The sequence below is a fragment of the Halomonas koreensis genome, assembly GCF_031451675.1.
Classification (GTDB): domain Bacteria; phylum Pseudomonadota; class Gammaproteobacteria; order Pseudomonadales; family Halomonadaceae; genus Halomonas; species Halomonas koreensis.
On record NZ_JARWAK010000010.1, the window covers coordinates 78,381 to 105,206 of the forward strand.

The 26,826-nt window shown below is 72.0% G+C and carries 22 protein-coding genes; 15 read left to right on the forward strand and 7 right to left on the reverse strand.

Features of this window, described 5'->3' with window-relative positions:
- Nucleotides 1–40 precede the first annotated feature (40 nt).
- From lpdA to sucD, 3 genes are all read left to right on the forward strand, one after another.
- Nucleotides 41–1,480, forward strand: coding sequence for a dihydrolipoyl dehydrogenase (gene lpdA, locus QC818_RS12255; protein WP_309653152.1), 1,440 nt, complete (start codon nt 41–43; stop codon nt 1,478–1,480).
- A gap of 136 nt (nt 1,481–1,616) precedes the next feature.
- On the forward strand, nt 1,617–2,783 hold the full coding sequence (gene sucC, locus QC818_RS12260; protein WP_309653153.1) for an ADP-forming succinate--CoA ligase subunit beta: 1,167 nt from the start codon (nt 1,617–1,619) through the stop codon (nt 2,781–2,783).
- Nucleotides 2,783–3,655, forward strand: coding sequence for a succinate--CoA ligase subunit alpha (sucD, locus tag QC818_RS12265; protein ID WP_309653154.1), 873 nt, complete (start codon nt 2,783–2,785; stop codon nt 3,653–3,655). Before sucC ends, sucD begins: the two co-directional genes overlap by 1 nt.
- 75 nt (nt 3,656–3,730) lie before the next feature.
- On the opposite strand, the gene siaD is transcribed toward sucD, so the two are convergent.
- The 7 genes from siaD to QC818_RS12300 all read right to left on the reverse strand — a co-directional run bounded on the left by siaD (nt 3,731) and on the right by QC818_RS12300 (nt 11,788).
- The gene (gene siaD, locus QC818_RS12270) at nt 3,731–4,528 is read right to left on the reverse strand and encodes a biofilm regulation diguanylate cyclase SiaD (RefSeq protein ID WP_309653155.1); all 798 of its coding nucleotides are present in this window, start codon (nt 4,526–4,528) and stop codon (nt 3,731–3,733) included.
- Entirely contained in the window at nt 4,525–4,914 is a 390-nt protein-coding gene (siaC, locus tag QC818_RS12275) for a biofilm regulation phosphoprotein SiaC (RefSeq protein WP_309653156.1), read from the reverse strand. Before siaC ends, siaD begins: the two co-directional genes overlap by 4 nt.
- Before the next feature lie 13 nt (nt 4,915–4,927).
- Nucleotides 4,928–5,461, reverse strand: a complete 534-nt coding sequence (gene siaB, locus QC818_RS12280; protein WP_309653157.1) for a biofilm regulation protein kinase SiaB — start codon at nt 5,459–5,461, stop codon at nt 4,928–4,930.
- 12 nt (nt 5,462–5,473) lie between these two features.
- Nucleotides 5,474–7,519 (reverse strand): biofilm regulation protein phosphatase SiaA, encoded by a 2,046-nt coding sequence (gene siaA, locus QC818_RS12285; RefSeq protein ID WP_309653158.1) that lies wholly within the window; start codon nt 7,517–7,519, stop codon nt 5,474–5,476.
- A 91-nt stretch (nt 7,520–7,610) separates the two neighbouring features.
- Nucleotides 7,611–8,597: a lysylphosphatidylglycerol synthase transmembrane domain-containing protein gene (locus tag QC818_RS12290; protein WP_309653159.1), complete on the reverse strand. Its 987-nt coding sequence runs from the start codon at nt 8,595–8,597 to the stop codon at nt 7,611–7,613.
- Entirely contained in the window at nt 8,590–9,708 is a 1,119-nt protein-coding gene (locus tag QC818_RS12295; protein WP_309653160.1) for a glycosyltransferase family 4 protein, read from the reverse strand. Before QC818_RS12295 ends, QC818_RS12290 begins: the two co-directional genes overlap by 8 nt.
- A 139-nt stretch (nt 9,709–9,847) precedes the next feature.
- On the reverse strand, nt 9,848–11,788 hold the full coding sequence (locus QC818_RS12300) for an exoribonuclease II (RefSeq protein WP_309653161.1): 1,941 nt from the start codon (nt 11,786–11,788) through the stop codon (nt 9,848–9,850).
- A 212-nt stretch (nt 11,789–12,000) separates the two neighbouring features.
- Between QC818_RS12300 and QC818_RS12305 the strand changes: the two genes are divergently transcribed.
- From QC818_RS12305 to QC818_RS12360, 12 genes are all read left to right on the forward strand, one after another.
- A complete protein-coding gene (locus QC818_RS12305) occupies nt 12,001–12,735 on the forward strand; it encodes a GntR family transcriptional regulator (RefSeq protein ID WP_309653162.1) in 735 nt (244 codons plus the stop codon).
- A 10-nt stretch (nt 12,736–12,745) separates the two neighbouring features.
- On the forward strand, nt 12,746–13,864 hold the full coding sequence (gene nagA / locus QC818_RS12310) for an N-acetylglucosamine-6-phosphate deacetylase (RefSeq protein WP_309653163.1): 1,119 nt from the start codon (nt 12,746–12,748) through the stop codon (nt 13,862–13,864).
- The gene (locus QC818_RS12315; protein ID WP_309653164.1) at nt 13,848–14,858 is read left to right on the forward strand and encodes an SIS domain-containing protein; all 1,011 of its coding nucleotides are present in this window, start codon (nt 13,848–13,850) and stop codon (nt 14,856–14,858) included. Before nagA ends, QC818_RS12315 begins: the two co-directional genes overlap by 17 nt.
- 37 nt (nt 14,859–14,895) lie before the next feature.
- Nucleotides 14,896–17,430 carry a phosphoenolpyruvate--protein phosphotransferase gene (gene ptsP, locus QC818_RS12320; protein WP_309653165.1) on the forward strand — a complete coding sequence of 845 codons (2,535 nt, stop codon included), beginning with the start codon at nt 14,896–14,898 and terminating at the stop codon, nt 17,428–17,430.
- Nucleotides 17,427–19,118, forward strand: coding sequence for an N-acetylglucosamine-specific PTS transporter subunit IIBC (gene nagE / locus QC818_RS12325; RefSeq protein ID WP_309653166.1), 1,692 nt, complete (start codon nt 17,427–17,429; stop codon nt 19,116–19,118). Before ptsP ends, nagE begins: the two co-directional genes overlap by 4 nt.
- Nucleotides 19,119–19,198: 80 nt before the next feature.
- Entirely contained in the window at nt 19,199–19,996 is a 798-nt protein-coding gene (locus QC818_RS12330) for a Cof-type HAD-IIB family hydrolase (protein WP_309653167.1), read from the forward strand.
- A gap of 83 nt (nt 19,997–20,079) precedes the next feature.
- Nucleotides 20,080–20,802 (forward strand): response regulator, encoded by a 723-nt coding sequence (locus QC818_RS12335; protein ID WP_309653168.1) that lies wholly within the window; start codon nt 20,080–20,082, stop codon nt 20,800–20,802.
- Nucleotides 20,799–22,286, forward strand: coding sequence for an ATP-binding protein (locus QC818_RS12340; RefSeq protein WP_374710087.1), 1,488 nt, complete (start codon nt 20,799–20,801; stop codon nt 22,284–22,286). Before QC818_RS12335 ends, QC818_RS12340 begins: the two co-directional genes overlap by 4 nt.
- Before the next feature lie 79 nt (nt 22,287–22,365).
- Nucleotides 22,366–23,556: an AGE family epimerase/isomerase gene (locus QC818_RS12345; RefSeq protein ID WP_309653169.1), complete on the forward strand. Its 1,191-nt coding sequence runs from the start codon at nt 22,366–22,368 to the stop codon at nt 23,554–23,556.
- Nucleotides 23,557–23,670: 114 nt separating this feature from the next.
- Entirely contained in the window at nt 23,671–24,945 is a 1,275-nt protein-coding gene (locus QC818_RS12350; protein ID WP_309653170.1) for an ABC transporter substrate-binding protein, read from the forward strand.
- A gap of 59 nt (nt 24,946–25,004) precedes the next feature.
- Nucleotides 25,005–25,946: a carbohydrate ABC transporter permease gene (locus QC818_RS12355; protein ID WP_374710088.1), complete on the forward strand. Its 942-nt coding sequence runs from the start codon at nt 25,005–25,007 to the stop codon at nt 25,944–25,946.
- Entirely contained in the window at nt 25,939–26,817 is an 879-nt protein-coding gene (locus QC818_RS12360) for a carbohydrate ABC transporter permease (protein ID WP_097789784.1), read from the forward strand. The genes QC818_RS12355 and QC818_RS12360 overlap by 8 nt, the downstream gene beginning before the upstream one ends.
- Nucleotides 26,818–26,826 lie beyond the last annotated feature (9 nt).

Consider the following 26,826-nt stretch of genomic DNA (forward strand, 5'->3'; position numbering starts at 1 on the left):
GGCACCCCAGATTCAGCGCAACACAACGCAAGGAGCCAACATGGCCGACAAGTTTGATGTCATCGTCATCGGTGCGGGCCCCGGCGGCTACGTCGCCGCCATCCGCGCCGCCCAGCTGGGCCTGAAGACCGCCTGTGTCGAGAAGTGGATCGGCAAGGAAGGCAAGGTGGTGCACGGCGGGACCTGCCTGAACGTGGGCTGCATCCCGTCCAAGGCCCTGCTGGAAGCCTCCCACAAGTTCGTCGAGGCGCGGGACGACTTCGACGACATGGGCATCGAGGCCGGTGACGTCAAGATGGACGTCGCCAAGATGATGGCCCGCAAGGACACCATCGTGAAGAACCTCACCGGCGGCATCGCCGGCCTGTTCAAGGCCAATGGCGTGACCGCCCTGGAGGGGACCGGCAAGGTGACCGGCAGCAAGCAGGTCGAGGTCACCGACAAGGACGGCAACAGCGCCACCTATGAGGCCGACAACATCGTCGTCGCCGCCGGCTCCGTGCCGGTGGAGATCCCGCCGACCCCGCTGACCGACGACCTGATCGTCGATTCCACCGGCGCCCTGGAGTTCCAGGAAGTGCCCAAGCGCCTGGGCGTGATCGGCGCCGGCGTCATCGGCCTGGAGCTGGGCAGCGTGTGGAACCGCCTGGGCTCCGAGGTCACCGTCCTCGAGGCCATGGACGACTTCCTGCCGATGGTCGACGGCGCCATCGCCAAGGAGACCCAGAAGCTGCTCAAGAAGCAGGGCCTGGACATCCGCCTGGGCGCCCGGGTCACCGGTTCCGAGGTCAAGGGCAAGGAAGTGGTGGTCAAGTACGCCGATGCCAAGGGCGATCAGGAGATCACCTTCGACAAGCTGATCGTCTGCGTGGGTCGCAAGCCCTACACCAAGGGCGTGATCGGCGAGGGCGTGGGCGTCGACCTGGACGAGCGCGGCTTCATCCACGTCGACGACCAGTGCCGCACCAGCGTGCCGGGCGTCTACGCCATCGGCGACTGCGTGCGCGGCCCGATGCTGGCTCACAAGGCCTCCGAGGAAGGCATCATGGTCGCCGACATCATCGCCGGCCATAAGGCCGAGATGAACTACGATGCCATTCCTAGCGTCATCTATACCTTCCCGGAGGTGGCCTGGGTCGGCATGACCGAGCAGGACGCCAAGGCTCAGGGCATCGAGGTCAAGACCGGGGCCTTCCCGTTCGCGGCCAGCGGCCGCGCCATGGCCAACAACGCCACCGAGGGCCAGGCCAAGGTGATCACCGATGCCGAGACCGATCGTGTCCTGGGCATGCACATCGTCGGTCAGCACGCCGGCGAGATGATCGCCCAGGGGGTCATCGCCATGGAGTTCGGCTCCAGCGCCGAGGATCTGGCCCTGACGTGCTATGCGCACCCGACCATGTCGGAGGCGGTCCACGAAGCGGCCCTGGCCGTGGAAGGGCACGCCATCCATATGGCCAACCGCAAGAAGCGCAAGTAGGACAACAAGAGCGCCGCCCGCGGGCGGCGCGTCCCTTCCGGCGACGCATCGGAAGGGGGCGGTGGTGGCCGCCGGCGCGCCGCTCCGGCGCCCGGCGACCACCGTTCGAGTCACATGCAACCAATGGCATGAATCGATGAACCTTCACGAGTATCAGAGCAAACAGCTGTTTGCCGACTATGGTCTGCCCGTCTCCAAGGGCTTCGCCGTCGACACCCCCGAGGAAGCGGCCGAGGCCTGCAAGAAGATCGGCGGCGAGATGTGGGTGGTCAAGGCCCAGGTCCATGCCGGCGGCCGCGGCAAGGCCGGCGGCGTCAAGCTGGTCAAGAGCCCGGAGGAGGCCAAGGCCTTCGCCGAGCAGTGGCTGGGCCAGAACCTGGTGACCTTCCAGACCGACGAGAACGGTCAGCCGGTCGCCAAGATCCTGGTCGAGAACTGCACCGATATCGCCAGCGAGCTCTATCTCGGCGCCGTGGTCGATCGCGGTACCCGTCGCGTGGTCTTCATGGCCTCCACCGAGGGCGGCGTCGAGATCGAGAAGGTCGCCGAGGAGACCCCGGAGAAGATCCTCAAGGCCGAGATCGATCCGCTGGTCGGCGCCCAGCCGTACCAGGCTCGCGAGCTGGCCTTCCAGCTGGGCCTGACCGGCGACCAGGTCAAGCAGTTCACCAAGATCTTCCTGGGCCTGTCCAAGCTGTTCCACGACAAGGACCTGGCCCTGCTCGAGATCAACCCGCTGGTGATCACCGAGGAAGGCAACCTCCACTGCCTGGACGCCAAGGTCAACCTGGACGGCAACGCCCTCTACCGTCACCCGGACCTGCAGGCCATGCGCGACCCCTCCCAGGAGGATCCGCGCGAGGCCGAGGCCGCGGCCTGGGACCTCAACTACGTGGCCCTGGACGGCAACATCGGCTGCATGGTCAACGGCGCCGGCCTGGCCATGGGCACCATGGACATCATCAAGCTCCACGGTGGCCAGCCGGCCAACTTCCTGGACGTCGGCGGCGGCGCCACCAAGGAGCGCGTGGCCGAGGCCTTCAAGATCATCCTCTCCGATGATTCCGTGAAGGCGGTGCTGGTCAACATCTTCGGCGGCATCGTGCGTTGCGACATGATCGCCGAGGGCATCATCGGGGCCGTCGAGCAGGTCGGCGTCAACGTGCCGGTGGTGGTGCGTCTCGAGGGCAACAACGCCGAGCTGGGTGCCGAGAAGCTGGCCTCCAGCGGTCTCAACATCATCGCTGCCAAGAGCCTCACCGACGCGGCTCAGCAGGTCGTCAAGGCAGCGGAGGGCAAGTAATGAGCATCCTGATCGACAAGAACACCAAGGTCATCTGCCAGGGCTTCACCGGCGGCCAGGGGACCTTCCACTCCGAGCAGGCGATCGCCTACGGCACCCGGATGGTCGGCGGCGTGACCCCGGGCAAGGGCGGCCAGGAGCACCTGGGCCTGCCGGTGTTCAACACCGTCAAGGAAGCGGTGGAGCAGACCGGCGCCGAGGCCAGCGTGATCTACGTGCCGGCCCCGTTCTGCAAGGACTCCATCCTCGAGGCCGCCAACGCCGGCATCAAGCTGATCGTGTGCATCACCGAGGGCATCCCGACCCTCGACATGCTCGACGTCAAGGTCAAGTGCGACGAGCTGGGCGTGCGCCTGATCGGCCCGAACTGCCCGGGCGTGATCACCCCGGACGAGTGCAAGATCGGCATCATGCCGGGCCACATCCACAAGGCGGGCAAGGTCGGCATCGTCTCGCGTTCCGGCACCCTGACCTATGAGGCGGTCAAGCAGACCACCGATCACGGCTTCGGCCAGTCCACCTGCGTGGGCATCGGCGGCGATCCCATCCCGGGCTCGACCTTCATCGACATCCTCGCGCAGTTCGAGCAGGACCCGGCGACCGAGGCCATCGTGATGATCGGCGAGATCGGCGGCACCGCCGAGGAAGAGGCCGCGGCCTACATCAAGGAGCACGTCTCCAAGCCGGTGGTGTCCTACATCGCCGGCGTCACCGCGCCTCCCGGCAAGCGCATGGGCCATGCCGGCGCCATCATCGCCGGCGGCAAGGGCACCGCGGACGAGAAGTTCGCCGCCCTGGAGTCGGCGGGCGTCAAGACCGTGCGCTCCCTGGCCGAGATCGGCGATGCCCTGAAGGAGGCCGCCGGCTGGTAAGCCGACGCCGCCTTCCGGCACGCGCAAAGGGCACCCTCGGGTGCCCTTTTTTGCGTCTGGAGGATGGTACCCGGATCAGCCGGCGTCACAGCGGGTGCGATCCCGGCCCTCGCGCTTGGCCGCCAGCAGCGCCTGGTCGGCGCGATGGATGGTCGCGCGGTAGTCCTCGTCGGGCCGGTACTCGGCCAGGCCGATGCTGGCGGTGACGCTGGTCGGGCGCCCCTGATCCTCCAGCGCCAGGTCCAGGGCCCGCAGCCGGTCGCCGAGGCGGGCCACCAGGACCTTCGCCTGGTCGAGCCGGGTCTCCGGCAGCACCAGCAGGAACTCCTCGCCGCCCCAGCGCCCGCACAGGTCGCCCTCGCGCAGCCCGTCCCGCAGGCTCTCGGCCAGGGCGACCAGGGCGCGATCGCCGGCGACGTGGCCGTGGCGATCGTTGATGACCTTGAAGTGGTCGATGTCGATCATCGCCAGGCTGAGGGGGCGCCCATGGCGCGCGGCGCCGGCGGCCAGCGAGGCCAGGTGGTCGTCGAGGCACCGGCGGTTGGCCAGGCCGGTCAAGGGATCCTGGGTCGAGGCGTCCGCCAGCTCCTGGTTGCGCTCGTGGAGCAGGTCCTGGAAGCGGTCGGCGATGCGCGACAGCTTGCGCTGGCGGCGTCGCTGACGCTCCAGCTGGTGGCGGGTCGCGTGGAGATCCTGCTGGGCGCTCTGCTGGAAGCCGTCGGCGATGTTGATCATGCGCTCCAGGCGGTCGCGCTGCTCCAGGTGGTGATGGTAGAGCCGTTCCAGGGCCGCATGCAGGGGATGGTCGCGGTGGGCGGGTGCCTCGAGCAGCGCCGCCACCTCCTCGAGCAGGGCCCGTTCCCGCGTGCTCATGCCGGTACCTCGAGCGGCGTGATGGCGAAGGGGTAGGAGCAGTCCTCCTTGAACTCCTCCGCCAGCTCGGCGATGCGCTCGTTGCGGGGGTCGTAGTGCCAGACGACCTCCACCGCGCGCCTGTCCTCGTGGGCGTCCTCCAGCAGGTCGAAGATGTCCATCATCGCCTTGACCGAGCTGGTGTTGAGGTAGACCAGCTCCAGGGCCAGGGTCAGGGGGCGCGATTCCCGCGCCAGAAAGGCCTCGACCCAGTCGATCACCTGGTCGAAGAGGTCGAAGGAGTTCTCGGGATAGGAGTCGCCCTGCATGGACAGGCGGCCGGCCTGCCAGTCGCTCTGGATGGCCGGGGTGGAGACGCTGCCGGGAAGGTTCAGATCGTGGCTCATGGCGGGTGACCGTTCAGATAGTGGCTGTCAGGCTAAAGAGGCTTCGGCCGCATGACAACGGCTGCAGCCTGGCCTGGAGGGGGCGGGACGACTTGCGGGCCATGTCGATAAGCCCCAGGCCGGCGCCGGTGGGCGCGGCCTCGTCCCGGGGGCGGCGCAGCTGCTGCTTGTAGGCGCGCTTGAGCTCGGCGGCATCCAGGGTCGCCAGGTGTTCCACCGCCTCCACCAGGGGGCGTCCGTCGGTTTCCTCGACCAGGTTGCCGGCCGACACCAGGTAGCGATCCTCCGCGTCCCGCGCCACGGCGAGGGTGGCGGTGGCGTCCTCCTCGCTGTAGCCCCGGGCGCGGGCGTAGTGGCGGATGTTCTGGGTCATCTCGATATAGACCGCGAAGACGTCCATCGCCGCGGAGGGCGCGGCGGACTGGCTGTTCAGGTAGTTGCGCAGGGCGTGCCCGATCTCCTCGATCAGGCTGCGCGAGATCGGGCCGTTGAAGCACAGCATGATGCGCTGCTGGAGGTAGGTGTCACGCAGGGTCAGCAGATCCATGGCGTCTCCGGGTCAGGTGGATGCGGCCGCGTCGACACTCGGGCCCCGAGCCTGGGGCGCGGCGTCGAAACGAAAGCATAGCAGGGTGATGTCGTCGCGCTGCGGATGGTCGCCGCGATAGGCATCGAGCTCGGCCTCGAAGGCGGCGATCTGCTCGGGCAACGGCGCGGTGGCGTGGCGGCGCAGCATGGCCTCGAAGCGGCTGTTGCCGAAGCCGAAGCCGTGCTCGCCGCCGGCCTGGTCGAGGAAGCCGTCGGAGCACAGCGAGTAGGTCCAGCCGCGATGCAGGGGCACGGCATGGTTCTCGTAGGTCATGGCGCGCTTCTGGCCCAGGGCGCGCTTGCCGCCGGGCTGTACCTCCAGGCGCTCGCCGTCGCTGGCGTACAGCGACATCTTGGCCCCGGCGAAGGTCAGCCGCTCGGCGCCGTGGGCCACCCACACCAGGCCCACGTCCATGTTGGTGGCGATGGAGGCGGGCAGGCTCTCGCGGTGCAGGGTCTCGCGGTTCTGGCGGTCGGTCTCGTTGAGGATCGCCGCCGGGTCGTCGGCGCCCACCTTGAGGATGGCGTGGTCGATGATCGCCCGGGCCAGCATGGTCATCAGCGATCCCGGCACGCCGTGGCCGGCGCAGTCGATCACGCCCATCAGGTAGCCGGCCTCGGTGGCGCGGAAGACGTAGAAGTCGCCGCCCACCTGGTCCCGGGGTCGCCACAGCACGGCGTGATGGTCGGCGAGGTGGGCCTGGAGCTGGCGGCTCGGGAGGATGGCGCGCTGGATGATGCTGGCGTATTCCAGGGAGGCGTCGATCTGGCGCCGGGCGGCGGCCATCTCGGCATTGGTGGCCTCCAGGGCCCGGGTGCGGTGGCGGACCTTGTCCTCGAGCTCCTGGGTGTGGCGCTCCACCTGGCGCGCCATGTGGGCGAAGGCCCGTGACAGCTCGCCGATCTCGTCGCCGCGATCGGTGGGCAGGCGGCTGGCGTAGTCGCCGTCGGCGATGGCCCGGGCCGACAGCTGGAGGCGGCGTAGCGGCCCGAGGATGAAGTGGTCGATGCCGTAGGCGGCGCCGGCCATCAGGACCGCCAGGATCAGGGCCAGGCCACCGACCAACGGCCACAGCCAGCGCCCATCCAGCACCGGGGCGCTCTCCAGGTCCAGGGTCGAGACCAGCAGCCACTGCAGCTCGGGGATATAGCCCACGGCGAGCAGGCGGGGCTGGCCCTCCAGGCTGACCTCCAGGGTCTCGACCTCCCCGGGGCGCCGCCGTGCCTCGAGCATGGCATCGCCGAGTCGCGCCCGCTGGGCCGCATCGTCGAGCATCGCCTGGAGCCGCGGGGCGTCGCCGGCCAGGGCCTCCCGCGCGCCGGAGCTGAGCGCCACCCGTCGGCGGTCCGGGTGGGCCTGGATGGCGCCCCGGGGATCGACGATCATCGGCGTCAGTCCGGGGGTGTCGTCGCGCAGGAAGTCATCCAGGAAGCGGCTCAGGTCGAGGCCGCCCCCGGCCAGGCCCAGCGGACGGCCGTCCTCGGTGACCTTGACGTTGAACCAGACCTTGGCCAGCTCGAGCTTGGCGTCGACGTTGACGTTGATGTTGTAGCTGGCGGCGCTGTCCATGGTGTCGAAGTACCAGGCGTCCTGCGGGTCGTCCGTCGTCAGCCGGTAGCGGGCGCCACGGCTCGGCTCCGCGTCGTCGCCGTTGTAGTAGTAGTCGCCGCTGGCATGGTCGATGACGAAGTAGGCATCGCCGGAGAACTGGTCGCGGAAGCCCTCGGCCTCGCGGAAGAAGCGATCGCGCTTCTCGGCGTCGTCCGGCGCGGTCAGCCACTCGCGGGTCACCACCGAGTCGGCGAAGCGCCGCGACAGCGCCAGCTCCCGGGACACCGGGGCCAGGATGCGCTGCATGTGCAGCAGGGTGTACTGCTCGGCGTAGCGGGTCGCGAAGTGATGGCGGACGTCGTCCAGGGCCTGCCAGCCGATCAGCAGCGCCGGGATCAGGGCGAGCAGGCAGGCCATCAGCAGCGTCAGGGTGGACTGGCCGCGCAGTCCCCAGCGGTGGGCCATGGAGGGTTCCCTTGTGTGTCGGCGGCTTCGTCGCGGCCGCCTCGGGTGCCTGGTAAGTTCGCTTATTTACGATGCCATAATCGACGCCCCGCTACGAGCGGCCGGGGGCGCGCCTTGCGCCCAGCAGGGCGAGGAACACGGGGGCCCCGGCCAGCAGGTACCAGTGGTAGGTGGTCAGGCGCCACACGGCGATCGCCGCCCCGGCGGTGGCCTGGCCGACCAGGGGCACCAGCAGCATCCCGGTGCCGAGCTCCGCGGCCCCGGCGCCGCCGGGCAGCAGGCTGAGCTGGCCGGCGGCCATGGCCAGCATCTGCACCACGAAGGTCCAGGCCCAGTCGACCTCGGCGCCGAGACCGGCCAGCGCCAGGTAGAGCAGGCTGTAGCGCAGCAGCCAGTGCCCGGCGCAGCAGGCCATGACCAGCGCCAGGGTGGGGCGGGGCAGGGCCAGGGTGGCCAGCAGCGCCTGGCGGAAGTGCAGCAGGCGTCGGGCCAGGCGGCGCCCGCGCCGGCCGCCGCGCCGGCGGCGCAGCAGCGCCGGCAGGCGCCGGATCCCCAGGGCGAGGCCCGACAGCAGCAGCGCCAGCCCGGCGATGGCGCCGCCCAGCAGGCCCGGGGATGGCCAGGCCATGGCCCCGGCCAGCGAGATCGGTGCCACCACGAGCAGGGCGGCCAGGAAGAACACCAGGTCGCAGCACTGGTCGATCGTGAAGACCGCCGAGGCCCGGGCCGGGCGCAGGCCGTGGCGCGCCAGCAGGGCCAGCAGGGTGGGCGGGCCGCCGCTGCCGCCGGGGGTGGCGCAGGTGGCGAACTCGGTGGCCATCACCAGGCCCAGCGCACGCCGCTGGCCGAGCCGCCCGGCGCGGCCGGCCAGCAGCAGGCGCAGGCGCGCCGCGTTGAGGTTCCAGCCCAGCCCCACCATGGCGAGCATGGCCGCGAGCCACGCCGGCGGAAAGCCGGTCAGCGCCGTCAGCGCCTCCCGGCCGCCGATCAGCAGCGGCACGACCAGCGCCAGCACCACCGCCAGGGCCAGCCAGCCCGCGCGCCCCGGGGCGCGCCGACCTTGCCGGTCGCTAGCCATGCCGGGCGATCGCGGGGGCGCCGCCGGCGGGCGTCAGGGTGGCGTAGTGGTCCAGCAGGCCGTCGACCACCCTGTCCCAGTGGTAGCGGCGGGCCACGTGGCGGCGGGCGTGGCGGCCGCTCCCGGCCGGGTCGTGAAGGAACAGCTCGGCCACGGCGCGCGCCATGTCGGCGGCATCCCGGGGGGCGCAGAGGCGCCCGCCGCCCAGGGGCACGTTCTCGATCAGCGCCCCGGCCCGGGCACCGACCACCGGCAGGCCGCAGGCCATGGCCTCCAGCGCCACCAGGCCGAAGGTCTCCCGGGTGCCGGCGTGCAGCATGGCGTCGGCGCTGGCCAGCGCCCGGGCCACCTCGCGGCGATCGCAGTAGCGTGCGATCACGGTGACGTTGTCCGGCACCCGGGTGGGCATGCCCGGCCCCATCAGCAGCAGGTGATAGGGCCGGCCCAGGTGCTGCAGGGTGCGCAGCAGCACATCGATGTGCTTCTCCCGGGAGTTGCGTCCGGCGAACACCAGCAGCCGGGTGTCCTCGGGAAGGCCCAGCGAGGCCCGCCAGGCGGGATCGGCGCGGTCCGGGTGGAAGGTCGCCAGGTCGACGCCCAGCGGCTGGACGCGGACCCGCGGCACGCCCCAGTCCGCCAGGCGCTCGGCCATGGCCCGGCAGGGCGCCAGCACGCTGTCGAAGCGAGCGTAGAGGTCGGCCACGTAGCGCTGCAGGCGGCGGCGCACCCCGGCACCGAAGCGATCGCCCATCAGGCGCGGCAGGTCGGAATGGTAGAAGCCGACCACCGGCACGCCCAGCCGCTGGCCGGCCTCCAGCGCCGCCCAGGCGGTGACATAGGGATCGCCGGCCTCGATCAGGTCGGGGGACAGCGCCAGCAGCCGGTCCCGCCAGGGCTCGCGGCGCAGCGGGAAGCGATAGCCCTGGCCCAGCGGCAGGCGCCGGGCGGGCAGGGTGTGCATCTCGCCCAGGCTGTCGCGCTCGGCGCCGGGCACCAGCAGCGAGTGGCGATGGTCGGCGCGGGCGGCGAGGCTGCGCTGCTTGGCCTGGAGGTAGGTGCGCACACCGCCGCTGGCCGGGGCGTGGAACATGGTGACGTCGGCGATGTGCAAGGGCTCCCTCCCGTCCGGGCCGATGGCTCGCCGACAGGGTACCCGGGCTTTGCGACAGTTCGACGACACCGCGGCAGGGCGCCAGACGCAAGACGGCGGCCCGAGGGCCGCCGTCTCATCGCGAGCGATGGTCGCGGGCTCAGTCGGCCGGGCGGCCGACCAGCGAGCGGGTCTCCTCGCGGGCCTCGGTCAGCGCCACGCGGATGACGTCGCCGAGCTTGAAGCGCTCCTCGCCCTCGATCTGGATGCGGCCTTCCTTGTCGTCGATGACCACCTTGTCGCGGTCGCTGTGCATCATCGGCGCCGGCACGAAGGCGGTGGCGCCGTTGGCGGTCAGCCGCACGCGCATGCCGCCGCGGTTGATGGCCACGATCTCGGCCTCGAAGGCGTCGCCGGCCTCGGCGGAGGTGCTCAGGTAGCGCACGTAGAGCCAGTCCTTGACGTCGCGTTCGGCCATGCGGTTCAGCCGGCGGCGCTCGGTGAGCTGCTCGGTGAGCTCGAGGCTGGCCTCGGCCGGGGCCTGCTCGCCCTTGAGCACCCGCTTGATCAGGCGATGGTTGACCATGTCGCCGTACTTGCGGATCGGCGAGGTCCAGGTGGCGTAGGCATCGAGCCCCAGGCCGAAGTGCGGGCCGGGCCGGGCGGACATGCTGGTGAAGCCCTGGAAGCGGCGCAGGCGGGCGTCCAGCCAGGCGTCCTCACGGCCCTCGAGCTCGCGCTTGAGCTCGCGGTAGCGGGGCAGCTCGGTGAGCGCCTCCAGCTCTACCTGGATCTCCTGGCCGGCCAGGAATTCCTGGGCCGCCTCGGCCTTCTCCGGCTCGAAGGCGCGGTGGACGTTGAAGATGCCGTGGCCCACGTGCTCGGCGAGCAGGTGGGCGCAGCAGGCGTTGGCCGCGATCATCGACTCCTCGATCATGCGGTTGGCGATGCGGCGATGCTCGGTGCGGATATCCAGGACGTTGCCGGCGTCGTCCAGGTCGAAGACGTAGTCCGGACGGTCCTTGAACACCAGCGCATGTTCGGCCCGCCAGGCGCTGCGCGCCTCGGTGAGGTCCCGCAGGGCCTCGAGCTGGGGCGCGATGGCCTCGGCCGGCGCCCAGTCGCCCTGGCCCTCGAGCCAGTCGGAGACCCGGTCATAGGCCAGCTTGGCGTGGGAGCGGGCGGTGGCGGCGAAGAAGCGGTAGTCGCCCAGGCTGCCGTCGGCGGCGATGTCCAGCGCGCAGGCCAGCACCGGGCGGTCGCGGTCTTCCCACAGCGAGCAGAGGTCGTCGGCCAGGGTCTCCGGCAGCATGGTGACGTTCTGGCCCGGCAGGTAGACGGTGAAGGCGCGGGTGCGGGCCTCCAGGTCGGCGGCGTGGCCCTCCTCGACGTAGGCGGTGGGATCGGCGATGGCCACGGTCAGGGTCCAGCCGCCGTCCGCCTTCGGGGTGACGCGCAGGGCGTCGTCCATGTCCCGGGTCTTCTCGTCGTCGATGGTGAAGAAGGGCTCGGCGGTCAGGTCCTCGCGCTCGAGGCCCTCGTCGCGCAGCGGCCAGTCGTCGCCGGCGTCGGGGCATTCCTGCTCCAGGGCGTGGCGCGCCAGGGTCACCCGCCAGGGCACCGCCGGGTCGTCGGTCTTGGCCACCAGCTCGTCGATCTGGGTGAAGAAGCCGCGATCCTCCGGCTTGAGGGGGTGGCGTACCAGGCGGGCCACCACCCAGTCGCCGTCGCCGAGGCTGGCCTCGTCCAGGCTGCGCTTGATCCGCGCCTTGAGCGCATTGTTCACGGAGGGATGGTCGGGGACCACCGCCAGGCGACCGTCGCGCTTCTGCACCCGGGCGATGAAGCGTGCCATGCCGGTCTCGATCAGGGTGTCGGGCTCCACGGACTTCTTTTCGCCCTCCTCGTGGAGGATGGCCTCGACCCGGTCGCCGTGGAGCACCTGCTTCATGGCGGGGGGCGGCACGAAGTAGGACTCGCCGTCGTCGGTCTCGAGGAAACCGAAGCCACGGTCGGTGGCCTTGATGACCCCTTCGACGCGGGGCGTGTTGTCGCGGATCTGTTGCTTGAGCTGAGCAAGCGCCGAGTTGTTCTGCAGCATGGTCACGATCGATTGGCGGGATAGGGGGGCCACTATACGGATTCCGCCAGCTCGCGCCAATCGGGCAGGGGGCCGATCGCGCCCTGGTCGGTGCCGGCCATGTCGGCGGGCGCCGCGGCAGGAATTGCACCAAGGTCTAAGACAATTGGTATTTGATTGGTATTAATGGTGGTCTACATTGGTATTGTCACGATGCCCGAACGAGACCGCCCATGGATTCCCGACTGCAAGCGCTGCACCTGGACACCGCCCTGCCGACGCCCCTCTACCATCAGCTGGCCGGCGCGCTGGAGCGGGCCATCGAGGCCGGGGCCTGGCTGGCCGGCGAGGCCCTGCCCTCGGAGCGCGCCCTGGCCGAGGCGCTGGACGTCTCGCGCATCACCGCCCGCAAGGCCCTGGACCGGCTCGCCGAGCGGGGGCTGATTCGCCGCACCCGCGGCTCGGGCACCTTCATCACGCCGCGGCTCAACCAGCCGCTGACCCGGTTGGCGAGCTTCACCGAGATGCTCGCCGGCCGGGGCTTCACCCCGAGTTCGCGCTGGCTGTCGCGGAGCCTGTCCGCCCCCACCGCCGAGGAGAGCCTGCGGCTGGGGCTGCCCGGCGACGCCCGGGTCGCCCGGCTCAAGCGCCTGCGCCTGGCCGACGGGGTGGTGATGGCGGTGGAGGAGAGCTGCCTGCCCGAGGCGGTGCTGGCCGAGCCCGAGCGCGTGGAGACCTCGCTGTACGCCACCCTGGAAGCCGCCGGCCGGCCGCTGGCCCGCGCCCTTCAACACGTCAGCGCGGTCAATGCCGATGCCGAGCTGGCGCGGCTGGCCGAGGTGCCCGAGGGGCAGGCCCTGCTGGAGGTCACGCGCCTGGGCTATCTCGCCGACGGCACCGCCGCCGAGCTCACCGTCACCTACTGCCGCACCGACTACTACGACTTCGTGGTCGAGCTGACCCGCTGAAGGAGGCCCTATGCTGCATGGCAATGTCCTGACCCCCGACGGTTGGCGGCTGGGCGAGCTGCGCTGGGAGGAGGGGCGGCTCACCGCCCTGCCCGAGACGCCGGTGACGCCCGAGGACAACGACCTGCCGCGGATCCTGCCCGGCTTCCTCGACCTGCACGTGCACGGCGGCGGCGGCGCCGACGTCATGGAGGGCGGCGAGGCCCTGGCCACCGTGGCGCGCACCCATGCGCGTTTCGGCACCACCCGGCTGCTGGCCACCACCATGACCGCCCCGGACGCCGAGATCCGCCGGGTGCTCGGCGCCATCGGCGACTACCTGCGCCGCCCCAGCCCGGACGGCGCCGGCGTGCTGGGCGTGCACCTGGAGGGCCCCTACATCAATCCCGGCAAGCTCGGCGCCCAGCCGTCCCATGCGCGCCCCGGCGTGCTCGAGGAGGTCGAGTCGCTCGGCCGGCTGGCGCCGATCCGCCTGCTGACCCTGGCCCCGGAACTGGCCGGCCACCTGCCCCTGATCCGCGCGCTCAGCGAGCGCGGCATCCGGGTCCAGCTCGGCCATACCCTGGGCAGCTACGAGGAAGGGGTGGCGGCGCTGGAGCACGGCGCCTGCGGCTTCACCCACCTGTTCAACGCCATGAGCGGGCTGCATCACCGCAAGCCCGGGATGGTCGGCGCGGCCCTGGCCCATGCCGACTACGCCGAGCTGATTCCCGACCTGCTGCACGTGCACCCCGGGGCCATCCGCGCCGCCCTGCGCAGCATTCCGCGGCTCTACGCGGTCACCGACTCCACCGCCGCGGCGGGCATGCCCGACGGCGACTACCGCCTCGGCGAGCAGGCCGTGACCAAGTGCCTGGGCGGGGTCCGCCTGGCCGACGGCACCCTGGCCGGCAGCACCCTGACCATGGATCAGGCCCTGCGCAACCTGGTGCACCTGGGCCTGAGCCTGGCCGAGGCTTCCGACCGGCTGTCGCGCTTCCCCGCCGACTTCCTGGGCCGCCCCGACCTGGGGCGCCTGGTCCCGGGGGCGGCGGCGGACCTGGTGGTGATGGACCCCGGACTCAACCTGCAGGCCGTCCACGTGGCGGGCCGGCGCATCGAAGGAGATCCCCATGTCACTGATGCTTGACGAGGCGCTCAACGCGCCGGAACGAATCCGCGGCCAGCTGCTGCGCAACCAGCCGGTCCTGGCGGCGCTGGGCGAGCGGCTGCGCACATCGCCGCCCGCCGCCGCCCTGACCGTCGCCCGGGGCAGCTCCGACCATGCCGCCGCCTACCTGGCCTACCTGATCATGAAGCACCGGGGCATCCCGGTGACCTCGCTGCCGCCGTCCCTGGCCGGCGCCCCCTGGCGGCTGACGGGGCAGCTGGCGGTGGCCATCTCCCAGTCGGGCCAGAGCCCCGACCTGGTGAGCGCCCAGCGCGCCCTGGCCGCCGGCGGTGCCCACACCCTGGCCCTGGTCAATACCCCCCAGTCGCCGCTGGGCGCGGCCAGCGACGACGAGGTGGCGCTGTTCGCCGGCGAGGAGCGCAGCGTGGCGGCCACCAAGAGCTACCTGGCGACCCTGTCCGCGGGCGCCCAGCTGGTCGGCCACTGGACCGGCGACGCGGCGCTGCTGGCGGCGCTGCAGGCCCTGCCCGAGCGGCTGACGGAGGCCGCGGGCCGGGACTGGTCCTTGGCCGTCGAGGCCCTGGCGGGGGTGGAGCGGATGATGGTGATCGGCCGCGGGCCGGGCCTGGCGGTGGCCCAGGAGGCGGCGCTCAAGTTCAAGGAGACCTGCGCCATCCAGGCCGAGCCGTTCAGCGGTGCCGAGGTGCGACACGGTCCCATGGCGCTGATCGAGCCCGGCTACCCGGTGCTGGTGTTCGCCCCGCCGGGGCCGGAGCAGGCGGGGCTGCTGGCGCTGGCCGAGTGGCTCGAGGAGGCGGGGGCCCGGGTGCTGCTCGCCGCCGATGCCGGGGTCGCCCGGCGCCACCTGACCTTGACCGACGCCGGCCACGACGACCTGCAGCCGCTGTCGGCCATCCAGAGCTTCTACCGCATGGCGGCGGGCCTGGCCGCGGCCCGGGGCAGCGACCCGGACCGCCCGCGCCACCTGCGCAAGGTCACCCGCACCGTCTAGCGACCGGTCGCGTACAACAACAACCCAGGAGACTGACATGTCGACGCCATCCCTGACCCTGGCCGCCCCCTGCGCGGGCGTGCTGTGGCCCCTCGAATCGGTTCCGGACCCGGTCTTCGCCGGCCGGGCGCTGGGCGAGGGGGTCGCCCTGGACCCCCTCGACGACGCCCTCTACGCCCCCTGCGACGGCGAGGTGGTGCAGTGCGCCCGGACCCGCCACGCCCTGACGCTGCGCACCGGGGAGGGCGTGGAGCTGCTGCTGCACCTGGGGCTCGACACCGTCGCGCTGGACGGCGAGGGCATCGAGCCGGCGGTGGCCGTGGGCGATCGGGTCGTGGCCGGGCAGCTGCTGTGCCGCTTCGACCCCGACCTGCTGGCGCGTCGGGCCAGGGCCCTGATCACGCCGCTGGTGATCACCGAGCCGGCGGGCCATCGGCTCGCGCCCCTCGCGCACGCCGAAGGCCGGCGCCTGGCGCGGGGCGAGCCGCTGCTGAGCCTGATCCCCGCGGGGCCGGACGCCTCCCCCGAGGTGGCCGACGGGCCGGCCAGGCACCGCGAGCTCGTGCTGGCGCTGGCCGCCGGCCTGCATGCCCGGCCCGCCGCGCGGCTGCGGGCCATCGCCCGGGAGCACGCGGTCAGCCTGACGCTGGCCTCGGGGGACGCCGAGGCGGATGCCGACAGCCTCAGCGCGCTGATGAACCTGGGCGCCGTCGAGGGCGCGCGCCTGACCCTGTCGGCCCGGGGCGAGCGGGCCGAGGCGGCGCTGGACGCCGCCCAGCGGCTGCTGACCACGCCGGAGGCCGCCGCGCCGGCGCCCGCGCCCCGAACCCCTCCGGCCGAGGCCGCCGACGGTCGCTACCCCGGCCTGGTGGCCAGCGCCGGCCTGGCCCTCGGCCCCCTGGTGCACCATGTGCCGGCGCTGCCCCAGGTGCCCCGCGACGGCGAGGATCCGGCGCGCGAGGCGGCGCGCCTCGATCGCGCCCTGGAGGACGTCATGGCGCGCCTGGAGATCGCCCAGCGCCGGGCCCGGGCGTCCGGCCAGGAGGACGAGGCCGAGATCTTCGCCGCCCACCAGGCCTGGCTGGCCGACCCCGACCTGAAGGGCGCCGCCGAGGCGCGGCTGGCGGAGGGGCGCAGCGCCGGCCAGGCCTGGCGCGAGGCCCTGGACGCCGAGGCCCAGCGACTGGCCGCCAGCGGCAACCCGCTGCTGGCCGGCCGGGTCGCCGACCTGCGCGACCTGCAGCGCCGGGTGATGGCCGAGTTCGGCGACGCCGCGGCCGCCCCCGAGTGGCCGGAGGGCGCCATCCTGATCGCCGACGACCTGACGCCCTCCGAGCTGGTGAGCCTGGCCGAGGCACGCCCGGGGGGCCTGTGCCTCGCCGCCGGCGGCACCACCTCCCACGTGGCGATCCTGGCCCGGGCCCGGGGCCTTCCCTGCCTGGTGGCCATGGGCGACGCGGTGCAGGAGCTGGCCGGGGAGCAGGCGGTGCTCGACGCCGATAGCGGGGTGCTCGAGCCGGCCCCGGACGCCGAGCGCCGGGCGTCCGTCGAGGCGGCCATCGCCGAGCGGGCCGAGCGCGCGGCCCGGGACGCCGCCGCCGCCCGGGAGCCGGCGGTCACCCGCGACGGCCGTCACCTGGAGGTCGCCGCCAACGTCGGCTCCGCCGAGGAGGCGCGGCGGGCGGCCGAAGCCGGAGCCGACGGCATCGGCCTGATGCGCAGCGAGTTCCTGTTCCTCGAGCGGGAGGCGGCGCCGAGCGAGGCGGACCAGCGCCGCGAGTACCGGGCCGCGGTGGACGCCCTGGCCGGCAAGCCGGTGATCATTCGCACCCTGGACATCGGCGCCGACAAGCAGCTGCCCTACCTGCGCCTGCCGCAGGCGCCCAACCCGGCGCTCGGGGTGCGCGGGGCCCGGCTCTGGGCGAGCCAGCCCGAGCTGCTCGACGCCCAGCTGCGGGCCCTGCTCCGGGTCGGGGCGCCGGAGAGCCTGAGGATCATGGTGCCGATGATCGCCGACGCCCCCGAGCTGGGGACGGTGCGGGCCCGGCTCGAGCGCCAGGCGGAGGCGCTGGGCCTGACCCGGCTGCCGGCCCTGGGGGCGATGATCGAGGTGCCCAGCGCCGCCCTGGGCGCCGGCGGCCTCGCCGCCGAGGCCGACTTCCTGTCCATCGGCACCAACGACCTGACCCAGTACACCCTGGCCATGGACCGCGAGGCCCCGGACCTGGCGGCCCGCGCCGATGTCCTGCACCCGGCGGTGCTGCGCCTGATCCGGGCCACGGTGGACGGGGCCGCCGGCCGCTGCCCGGTCGGCGTCTGCGGGGCCGCCGCCGGCGACGACCTGGCCGCGCCGCTGCTGGCGGCGCTGGGCGTCGACGAGCTCTCGGTGGAGCCGGCCCGGGTGCCGGCGATCAAGGCCGCGCTGCGCCGCCTGGACGCGGGCGCCCTGGCCGATTGCCTGCCGCGGCTGCTGGCGCTGGGCGACGCCGACGCGGTCCGCGCGGCGCTGACGGCCTGGTTCGCCACCGACGCCACCACGACAACAACATGCGACGAGAGGATGCCCTCATGAGCCTTGCCCTCGGATCCCGACTCATGGCCGGCCTGCAGCGGCTCGGCCGCTCGCTGATGCTGCCCATCGCCGTGCTGCCGGTGGCCGGCCTGCTGCTGCGCCTGGGCCAGCCGGACCTGCTCGACATCGCCTTCATCGCCGAGGCCGGCAACGCCATCTTCGCCAACCTGGCGCTGATCTTCGCCATCGGCCTGGCGGTGGGCTTCGCCGACGACAGCAACGGCGCCGCCGGCCTGGCCGGGGTGATCGGCTACCTGGTGCTGGACGCGGTGCTCAAGACCCTCAACCCCGATATCGACATGGGCGTGCTGGCCGGGGTGATCATCGGCAGCGTGGCCGGCCTGCTCTACAACCGCTACAAGGCCATCGCCCTGCCGGACTACCTGGCCTTCTTCGGCGGACGGCGCTTCGTGCCCATCGCCACCGGCCTGGCGGCGGTGGCCCTGGGCATCGTCTTCGGCTGGGCCTGGCCGACCATCCAGGCCGGCATCGATGGCCTGGGCCACTGGCTGATCGAGGCCGGGGAGCTGGGCAAGTTCGTCTACGGCGCCCTGAACCGGCTGCTGATCGTCACCGGGCTGCACCACGTGCTCAATAGCTTCGTGTGGTTCGTGTTCGGCGGCTTCGAGGGCGCCACCGGCGACCTGAACCGCTTCTTCGCCGGCGATCCCGCGGCCGGCGGCTTCATGGCCGGCTTCTTCCCGGTGATGATGTTCGGCCTGCCGGCGGCGGCGCTGGCCATGTACCACGCCGCGCCCCGCGGGCGCCGCGCCGCGGTGGGCGGGCTGCTGATGTCGCTGGCGCTGACCGCCTTCCTGACCGGGGTGACCGAGCCCATCGAGTTCACCTTCATGTTCCTGGCGCCGCTGCTGTACCTCTTCCACGCCCTGATGACCGGGCTGTCCATGGCGCTGATGCAGTGGCTGGACGTCAAGCTCGGCTTCACCTTCTCCGCCGGGGCCTTCGACTATGCGCTGTCCTACGGCCTGTCGACCCGCGGCTGGCTGATGCTGCCGGTGGGGCTCGCCTACGCGGCCCTCTACTATGGGGTCTTCCGCTGGGCCATCCGGCGCTTCGACCTGCCCACCCCGGGGCGCGAGCCCGAGGGCGAAACCGTCGAGGCGGCGCCCCGGGCCACCGGCGAGCGCGGGCCGGCCTTCGTCGCCGCCCTCGGCGGGGCGGCCAACCTGAACAGCGTCGGCGCCTGCACCACCCGGCTGCGCCTGGTGCTCGCCGATGCCGCGGCCATCGACGAGGCGGCGCTCAAGGGGCTGGGGGCCCGCGGCGTGCTCAAGCTGGGCGGCGGCGGCCTGCAGGTGATCCTGGGGCCCATCGCCGACGGGGTCGCCGACGAGATCCGCGCCGCCCTGGCCGCCGAGGGCGCGTCGGCCCCGGCGGATGCCTCCCCGGCCCCGGCGGACGCGTCGAGCGCCGAGGCGGCCTCGGCGCCTTCCGAGGAGCGGCTCGCCCGCTGGCGGGAGGCGCTCGGCGGGGTTGACAACCTGACGGCGCTGGAGGCCCAGGCCAGCACCCGGCTGCGGGTGGAGCTGGCCGACGAGACCCGGCTGGACGTCGCGGCCCTGGAGGCCCTGGGCTGCCGGGGGATCCAGGAGCTCGGCCGCGGCGTCCGCCACCTGGTGGTCGGCCCCCAGGCCGGGGCGCTGGCGGCGGGCCTGGCCAAGGCCTGACGCCATCTCGCCCGGGCGGATGAGTCCGCCCGGGCGAGACGGTAGACTGGAGGCTCACACGCTTCCCGCACGGAGGGCCCATGGGGCCGCACCTCATCGCCACCGACCTCGACGGCACCCTGCTCGGCGCGGACCACGCCCTGGCCGAGTTCACCGTCGCCACCTTCCAGGCCCTGGCGGCCCGGGGGCATCACGTCGCCCTGGCCTCGGGGCGTCACTACCACGACATCCTGGCCTTCCGCGACCGCCTGGGCATCGACGCCCATGTGGTGAGCACCAACGGCGCCTACACCCATGGGCCCGACGGCAAGCTGCTGGCGGCGCGCTACCTGGCCGGCGAGCTGGCCCGGGAGCTGATCGCGCTGCCTCGCCCCGAGGGCGTGCGCCTCAACCTCTATCATGACGACGAGTGGGTCATCGACGCGGAGGCCCCGGAACTGCTCGCCCTGCACGTCCATACCGGCTTCGGCTATCGGGTGGTGGCCCCGGAGCGGCTGGACGGCGAGGGGGTGGGCAAGGTGCTCTACATCGGCGACCCCGAGGCCCTGGGCGAGCTGGAGGCCGAGATTCGCCGGCGGGCGGGGGCGGCGGCTCACGTCACCTACTCCACGCCGAACTCGCTGGAGATCATGGCCGGCGGGGTCAACAAGGGCAGCGCGCTGGACGCGTTGCTCGCGCGCCTCGAGCTGCCCGCCGAACGCTGCCTGGCCTTCGGCGACAACCTCAACGACACGGAGATGCTGACCCGGGCGGGCGAGGCCCATGTCATGGCCAACGCCCACCCGGTGCTCGGCGAGGCGGTCCCCCATGCCCGGCGCATCGGCCATCATGACCAGGCCGCCGTGGCACGTCACCTGGCCGAGCGTTTCGGCCTGTAGGTCGAGGCCACCTTGGTGGTATCTTGACCGCTTTGACCCGGGCTAGATTGACCCTCGATGTCCCGCACCTTCCCTGGTTTGCCATGACGACGCCTTCCGCCACCCTGATCGTGGTCGACGACGACCCCGAGATCCGCGAGCTGCTCGCCGACTACCTGGGCCGCCACGGCTATCGGGCCCTGGAGGCCGAGGACGCCGTGGCCCTCGACGCCCTGCTCGAGCACGAGCGCCCCGACCTGCTGATCGTCGACCTGATGCTGCCCGGCGACGACGGCTTCGCCATCTGCCGCCGCCTGCGCCGGGACAGCGAGGTGCCGATCATCATGCTCACCGCCAGCCCCGACGAGACCGACCGCATCCTCGGCCTGGAACTCGGCGCCGACGACTACCTGGGCAAGCCCTTCAATCCCCGGGAGCTGCTGGCCCGGGTCAAGGCGGTGCTGCGCCGCTGCCGGCCCCGGCCCGAGGCCGTCACCCCGGACCGGGCGCGACTGGTGGCCTTCGGCGACTGGCGGCTCGACCGCGTGACCCGCGAGTTGATCGACGCCGAGGGCGAGCGTCACCCCCTGTCCGGGGCGGACTTCCTGCTGCTCCAGGCCTTCCTCGACCACGCCGAACAGGTGCTGTCCCGGGATCGGCTCTTCGAGCTGAGCCGGGGGCGGCCGGCGCCGCCCCTGGATCGCTCCATCGACGTCCATGTCTGTCGGCTGCGCCAGCGCCTGGGGGACGACCAGGAGGCCGGCCTGATCCGCACCGTGCGCGGGGCCGGCTACGTGCTGGCCTCCCGGGTGGACGTGATCGCGTGAGCCGGGGGACGCGCTGGCGCCGTTGGCGTCGTCGGCTGGCCCGGAGCCTGCCCGGTAGCCTGCGTGGGCGCTTCCTGCTGATCATGGTGGTGGGCGTGCTCGGCGCCCAGCTGGCGAGCTACGCCGTCTGGACCGCCCAGGAGCGGGCCGGCCGGCTCGAGCGTCTCGACGAGGTGTCGCGCAGCATGGCCTACAGCGTGGCCTCCACGGTGCGCTTCTTCCGCTCGCTGCCGTTCGACTACCGGCATATCGTCCTCGACCAGCTGCGCGACATGGGGGGCACCCGCTTCTTCGTCAGCGTCAACGACCATCGCCTGCCGGTGACGGACGATCGGCAGGGGCCCGAACCGGCGCTGGTCGCGGACAACGTCCGCACGGTGCTGGCCGCCGAGCTGGGCGTGCACGACGCCGTGGTGGAGTTTTCCCGCCCGGGGACGCTGCGCCTGCTCAACAACGAGGTGCCCCTGGACGCGCTGCCGCCGCGCTGGGGCCAGCATAGCCTGCTCGCCGCGCCCCCCACCCAGCCGATCCTGGTGGTCCAGCTGCCCCTGGACGAGGCCGAATGGCTCTATGTGGCGGCCCTGCTGCCGCTGCCCGAGGGCTTCGGAGCGAACCGCTGGCTGTCCCCGGATCGCCTCTTCGTGGCGCTGGTGGTGCTGGCCACGGTGCTCGGCCTGTCCTGGCTGGGGGTGCGCGGCGCCACCCGCACCCTGGCGCGGTTGGCGGGGGCGGCCCGACGCCTCGGCGACGACCTGGACGCCCCGCCGCTGAGCGAGGGCGGGCCCCGGGAGGTGGCGGCCGCCGCCGTCGCCTTCAATCGCATGCAGGGCCGCATCCGCCACCAGGTGGAGGAGCGCGAGCGCCTCTTCTCGGCGATCTCCCATGATCTCAAGACCCCCATCACGCGGATGCGCCTGCGCGCCGAGATGCTCGAGGATCCCACCCAGCGCGAGCGCTTCTGCGCCTCCCTGGACGAGCTCGACCGGCTGGTGAGGGGGGCGCTGGCCTCGGTCAAGGGCCTCGATCTCCATGAAGAGGTCGAGCCCCGGGATCCCCGGGCGCTGCTCGACGGCCTGGCCGAGGAGCTGGCGCTGCAGGGCGGCGAGGTCGAGGTGGCCGGCGAGGCGGCGCCGCTGGCGGTCAAGCCCCTGGCCTTCAAGCGCTGCCTGGCCAACCTGCTCGAGAACGCCGTCTTCTACGGCCGCCGGGCCGAGGTGCGACTGGAGGATGGCGAGGATGCCCTGGGGATCACCATCCGCGACCACGGGCCGGGGATTCCGGCGGCCGAGCGCGAGCGGGTCTTCGCGCCCTTCGTGCGCCTGGAGCCCTCGCGCGGCCGCAACACCGGCGGCAACGGCCTGGGGCTGGGCATCGCCCGCCACATCCTCCAGGCACACGGCGGCGAGATGCACCTGACCAATCATCCCCGCGGCGGGCTGGTGGTCCGCCTCACGCTGCCGCGACCCGAGCCCCTGGCGGCGTAACACTTCGCAACGTCCCGCCATCCCCACGAGGGGGCGGCATGGCGTAGCCTGGGGGTATCGTCAACCGCAGGGAGCCGCCATGAACGTCTTCGATCCCGCCTTCCTGCGCGCCCAGGTGCGCAAGACCATGGCCTTCTATCACCCCCGGGCCATCGATCCCCACGGGGGCTTCTTCCATTACCTCGCCGACGACGGCACTATCCTCGACCGGGGGCATCGCCACCTGGTGTCCAGCGCCCGCTACGTGGTGATCTATGCCCGCTACGCCCGCCACGGCGGCGGCGAGGAGTACCGTCACTGGGCGCGGCATGGCCTGGAATTCCTGGAATGCGCCCACTTCCGCACCGCGACCCAGGGCTATGCCTGGACCCTGCAGGACGGCGCCGTGGAGGACGACACCCAGCACTGCTACGGCCTGGCCTTCGTGCTGCTGGCCCATGCCGAGGCGCTCCGGGCCGGCATTCCCGAGGCCGAGGGTGGCCTCTACGCCACCCATGCGCTGATGCAGCAGCGCTTCTGGGAGCCCCGCTGGCGGCGCTTCGCCGACGAGGCCGACCGTCACTGGCGGCTCGCCGAGTACCGGGGGCAGAACGCCAACATGCACGCCTGCGAGGCGCTGCTCGCCGCCTTCGCGGCCACCGGCGACGCCGCCTTCCTCGACCAGGCCCGGGCGATCGCCCGGGCCATCACCGCCGCCGGCCGATGCCACCCCGAGGGCTGGATCTGGGAGCACTACGACGCCCGGTGGCGGCCCGACTGGGACTACAACCGTCACGACCCGGCGCACCTCTTCCGGCCCTGGGGCTACCAGGTGGGCCACCAGACCGAATGGGCCAAGCTGCTGGTGATGCTCGAGCGCCACCGTCCCGAGCCCTGGCTGCTGCCCACCGCCGAGCGGCTCTTTCTGTCCAGCGTGCGTGCCGGCTGGGACCGCGAGCATGGCGGCCTGGTCTACGGCCTCGACCCCGCGGGACGGGTGTGCGACGGCGACAAGTACTACTGGGTCCAGGCCGAGAGCCTGGCGGCGGCGGCACTGCTCGGCCTGCGCACCGGCCGGGCCGTCTACCGGCGCTGGTACGAGCGGCTCTGGGACTTCGGCTGGCACCGCTTCATCGATCACCGCCATGGCGGCTGGTACCGCATCCTGACCCCTGACAACCGGCGCGTTTCCACCGTGAAGAGCCCGGCGGGCAAGGTGGACTATCACACCATGGGAGCCTGCCATGACGTCCTGGAAGCTCTCTCCCGGCGCCATGTTTCAACCCCGTAATACTCCGGCAACACTACCCAGCACTTGGTAACCCCGGGGGCGGGGACGAGTGCGCTAGCGTATCCTCCAGCCGCCATGAGCGGCGAGACAACAACAAGCACAGGAGAACGTCAGATGCGCGCACTATCCCGACTCACGACCCTGAAGACCTCGGCCATCGCCGTGGCGATGGCCGGCGCCCTGGGGACCGGCCAGGCCTCGGCCGGCGAGGTCGAGGTCCTGCACTGGTGGACCTCCGGCGGCGAAGCCGAGGCGGTGGGCACCCTGCGTGACCTGCTCGAGGCCGAGGGCCACGAATGGAAGGACTTCGCGGTGGCCGGCGGCGGCGGCGACAGCGCCATGACGGTGCTCAAGTCCCGCGCCATGTCCGGCAACCCGCCGGCGGCGGCCCAGATCAAGGGGCCGGAGATCCAGGAGTGGGGGGAACTGGGGCTGCTCGGCAACCTCGATCCGGTGGCCGAGGCGGGCGACTGGGACGCGCTGCTGCCCGAGGTGGTGGCCGACATCATGCGTCACGAGGGCCACTACGTGGCGGTGCCGGTGAACGTCCACCGCATCAACTGGCTGTGGGCCAACCCCGAGGTGCTGGCCGATGCCGGCGTCGAGGTGCCGACCACCTGGGACGAGCTGTTCGCCGCCGCCGAGGCCCTGCGCGAGGCCGGCTACGTGCCCCTGGCCCATGGCGGCCAGCCCTGGCAGGACGCCACCACCTTCGAGACGGTGGTGCTGAGCCTGGGCGGCAGCGACTTCTATCGTCGCGCCTTCGTCGAGCTCGACCAGGAGGCGCTCGAGAGCGACACCATGATCGAGGCCCTGAGCACCTTCAAGCGCCTGCGCGGGCTGATGGACGAGGGCATGCCGGGACGCGACTGGAACCTCGCCACCTCCATGGTCATCGAGGGCGAGGCGGCCATGCAGATCATGGGCGACTGGGCCAAGGGCGAGTTCACCGCGGCGGGGCTCGAGGCCGGAGAGGACTACCTGTGCGCCCCGGTGCCCGGCACCGCCGATGCCTTCGCCTTCAACATCGACAGCTTCGCGATGTTCCGCCTGACCGAACAGGCCGCCCGGGAGGCCCAGTACAGCATGGCCCGCCTGGTGCTGGAGCCCGAGTTCCAGCACGCCTTCAACCGGGTCAAGGGCTCGATCCCGGCCCGCCCGGACCTGGACATGAGCGAGTTCGACGACTGCGCCCAGCGCTCCATGGCGGACTTCCGCCAGGCCGGCGACGAGGGTGGCCTGGTGCCCAGCATGGCGCATCGCATGGCCATGGGCAGCGACGTCCAGGGCGCCTTCTACGACATCGTCACCAACTACTTCAACTCGAGCGACATGAGCGCCGACCAGGCCGCCCAGCGCCTCGCCCAGGCCGCCAGCCTGGCCCTGTGACGCCGCCCCGGCGCCCGCCACCGGCGGGCGCCGTCCGCCTCGAGACTGAGGAAGTTCCCATGAAAACCGCTTCGACTCTCGCGGCCGGGACCGGTCGTGCCGCCCCGGCCGTGTCCTCGCCCAGCCCGATGGCGCGGCTCCAGGCCTGGTTGCCCAAGCTGGTGCTGGCGCCCTCGGTGCTGATCTCGCTGTGCTTCGTCTACGGCTTCATGCTGTGGACCTTCGTGCTCTCGCTGACCGACTCCCGGCTGCTGCCCAGCTACGACTTCGTCGGCTTCGCCCAGTACGCCCGCCTGATGGCCAACGACCGCTGGTGGGTGGCGGCGACCAACCTGGGAGTGTTCGGCGCGCTCTTCGTCGGCATCTGCCTGGTGCTCGGCGCGGGGCTGGCCATCCTGCTCGACCAGCGCATCCGCCAGGAGGGGGCCCTGCGCACCATCTACCTCTACCCCATGGCGCTGTCCTTCATCGTTACCGGGGTGGTCTGGAAATGGCTGCTCAATCCCGGCCTGGGCCTGCAGGCCATGGTGCGCGGCTGGGGCTTCGAGTCCTTCACCTTCGACTGGCTGGTGAACCCGGACATGGCCGTCTACACCCTGGTCATCGCCGCGGTCTGGCAGGCCTCGGGGTTCGTCATGGCGCTCTTCCTGGCTGGGCTGCGCGGCATCGACGACAGCATCTTCAAGGCCGCCCAGCTCGATGGCGCCAGCCTGCCGCGCATCTACTGGCGGGTCATCCTGCCCTGCCTGCGGCCGGTGGTGTTCAGCGCCGTGATGATCCTCTCGCACATCGCCATCAAGAGCTTCGACCTGGTGGTGGCGCTGACCGGCGGCGGGCCCGGCTATGCCTCGGACCTGCCGGCCACCTTCATGTACGCCCATTCCTTCAGCCGGGCCCAGATCGGCCTGGGCTCCGCCAGCGCCGTCCTGATGCTCGGCGGGGTGCTGGCCATCCTCGTCCCCTACCTGTATTCCGAACTGCGGAGCCGCCGGCATGGATAACGTGATTCGACGCCAGACCCCCATGGCGCGCCTGCTGCGCGCCCTGGTCTACGCCGCGCTCGCCCTCGCGGCCCTGTTCTACCTGCTGCCCCTGGCGGTGATGGTGCTGACCTCGCTCAAGCCCCTGGACGAGATCACCGCCGGCACCCTGCTGACCCTGCCCGAGAACCCCACGCTGGCGCCCTGGATCAAGGCCTGGGGCGAGGCCTGCACCGGCATGCGCTGCGAGGGGGTGGGCGGCTACTTCTGGAACTCCTTCGCCATCGTCATCCCGGCGGTGGCCATCTCCACCCTGCTCGGGGCGCTCAACGGCTATGCGCTGACCAAGTGGCGCTTCAAGGGCGCCGAGCTGGTCTTCGCGCTGATGCTGTTCGGCTGCTTCATCCCCTTCCAGGTGATCCTGCTGCCCATGGCCCAGACGCTGGGTTGGCTGGGGCTGTCCAGCTCCCGGGCGGGGCTGGTGCTGGTCCACGTGATCTTCGGCGTGGCCTTCACGACGCTGTTCTTCCGCAACTTCTACGTCTCGATCCCCGATGAGCTGGTGTCCGCCGCCAAGCTCGACGGCGCCGGCTTCTTCCGCATCTTCCGGCGCATCCTGCTGCCGGTGTCGACGCCGATCATCGTGGTCTCGGTGATCTGGCAGTTCACCCAGATCTGGAACGACTTCCTGTTCGGCGTGGCCTTCTCCGGCCACGACACCCAGCCGGTCACGGTGGCCCTGAATAACCTGGTCAACACCTCGACCGGGGTGAAGGAATACAACGTCGACATGGCCGCGGCCATGATCGCCGCCTTGCCGACCCTGGTGGTCTACGTGCTGGCCGGCAAGTACTTCGTCCGGGGGCTTACCGCCGGCTCCGTGAAGGGCTAGTCCGCCTCG

What these genes read in the sequence shown, in the direction of transcription:
- lpdA (WP_309653152.1), top strand. Translation starts at nt 41, where the DNA reads ATGGCCGACAAGTTTGATGTCATCGTCATCGGTGCGGGCCCCGGCGGC.
- sucC (WP_309653153.1), top strand. Translation starts at nt 1,617, where the DNA reads ATGAACCTTCACGAGTATCAGAGCAAACAGCTGTTTGCCGACTATGGT.
- sucD (WP_309653154.1), top strand. Translation starts at nt 2,783, where the DNA reads ATGAGCATCCTGATCGACAAGAACACCAAGGTCATCTGCCAGGGCTTC.
- siaD (WP_309653155.1), bottom strand. Translation starts at nt 4,528, where the DNA reads ATGAGCACGCGGGAACGGGCCCTGCTCGAGGAGGTGGCGGCGCTGCTC.
- siaC (WP_309653156.1), bottom strand. Translation starts at nt 4,914, where the DNA reads ATGAGCCACGATCTGAACCTTCCCGGCAGCGTCTCCACCCCGGCCATC.
- siaB (WP_309653157.1), bottom strand. Translation starts at nt 5,461, where the DNA reads ATGGATCTGCTGACCCTGCGTGACACCTACCTCCAGCAGCGCATCATG.
- siaA (WP_309653158.1), bottom strand. Translation starts at nt 7,519, where the DNA reads ATGGCCCACCGCTGGGGACTGCGCGGCCAGTCCACCCTGACGCTGCTG.
- QC818_RS12290 (WP_309653159.1), bottom strand. Translation starts at nt 8,597, where the DNA reads ATGGCTAGCGACCGGCAAGGTCGGCGCGCCCCGGGGCGCGCGGGCTGG.
- QC818_RS12300 (WP_309653161.1), bottom strand. Translation starts at nt 11,788, where the DNA reads ATGCTGCAGAACAACTCGGCGCTTGCTCAGCTCAAGCAACAGATCCGC.
- QC818_RS12305 (WP_309653162.1), top strand. Translation starts at nt 12,001, where the DNA reads ATGGATTCCCGACTGCAAGCGCTGCACCTGGACACCGCCCTGCCGACG.
- nagA (WP_309653163.1), top strand. Translation starts at nt 12,746, where the DNA reads ATGCTGCATGGCAATGTCCTGACCCCCGACGGTTGGCGGCTGGGCGAG.
- QC818_RS12315 (WP_309653164.1), top strand. Translation starts at nt 13,848, where the DNA reads ATGTCACTGATGCTTGACGAGGCGCTCAACGCGCCGGAACGAATCCGC.
- ptsP (WP_309653165.1), top strand. Translation starts at nt 14,896, where the DNA reads ATGTCGACGCCATCCCTGACCCTGGCCGCCCCCTGCGCGGGCGTGCTG.
- nagE (WP_309653166.1), top strand. Translation starts at nt 17,427, where the DNA reads ATGAGCCTTGCCCTCGGATCCCGACTCATGGCCGGCCTGCAGCGGCTC.
- QC818_RS12330 (WP_309653167.1), top strand. Translation starts at nt 19,199, where the DNA reads ATGGGGCCGCACCTCATCGCCACCGACCTCGACGGCACCCTGCTCGGC.
- QC818_RS12335 (WP_309653168.1), top strand. Translation starts at nt 20,080, where the DNA reads ATGACGACGCCTTCCGCCACCCTGATCGTGGTCGACGACGACCCCGAG.
- QC818_RS12345 (WP_309653169.1), top strand. Translation starts at nt 22,366, where the DNA reads ATGAACGTCTTCGATCCCGCCTTCCTGCGCGCCCAGGTGCGCAAGACC.
- QC818_RS12350 (WP_309653170.1), top strand. Translation starts at nt 23,671, where the DNA reads ATGCGCGCACTATCCCGACTCACGACCCTGAAGACCTCGGCCATCGCC.
- QC818_RS12355 (WP_374710088.1), top strand. Translation starts at nt 25,005, where the DNA reads ATGAAAACCGCTTCGACTCTCGCGGCCGGGACCGGTCGTGCCGCCCCG.
- QC818_RS12360 (WP_097789784.1), top strand. Translation starts at nt 25,939, where the DNA reads ATGGATAACGTGATTCGACGCCAGACCCCCATGGCGCGCCTGCTGCGC.